The following is a 546-nucleotide window of genomic DNA, read 5'->3' on the forward strand; positions in this document are numbered from 1 at the left end:
CAGTGCAATGAATGGGCGTTTAATGGGGAAACAACCGGGTGTCAAGACCCTGGTCAGCGCTGTACTGTTCGCGCTGGCCTATAGCCCGTTGTTGGGCAGCGTGAATGGCACGACAGCGTCAGCGCAGGCGGTCCAGAACACGACCACGAGTTATGAATATGATGCGATGGGCAATCGGACCAAGATCACCGATCCCCTGGGTAATATCACCACCCAAAGCTACGACCCGCTGGGACGCCTGATCCAGCAGGTACAACCGGTCCCGGCCGCAGGTGGCACCAGTCCCGTCGTCCAGTTCAGCTATGACGGCCAGGACCAGCTGAGTACCGTCACCGATCCGAGAAATCTGGTGACCAGCTATACCGTGGATGGCCTGGGCAACCAGAATGCACTCTCCAGTCCCGATACCGGCAGTACGAGTAAAACGTATGACGCCGCCGGTAACCTGAAGACCCGGACGGACGCCAGAGGTAAAACCACGACGTATAGCTACGACGCCTTGAATCGCCTGACACAGACCAGCTATGCCAGCGGCACCGCCACACA

General features: G+C 58.6%; 1 pseudogene. It reads left to right on the forward strand.

Going from position 1 to position 546, the window contains the following annotated elements:
* Positions 1 to 22 precede the first annotated feature (22 nt).
* Positions 23 to 546, forward strand: a pseudogene (locus AC07RZ_RS24180) (hypothetical protein); the annotation flags it as partial.

This window comes from Collimonas sp. GW821-FHT07E08 (assembly GCF_059418905.1).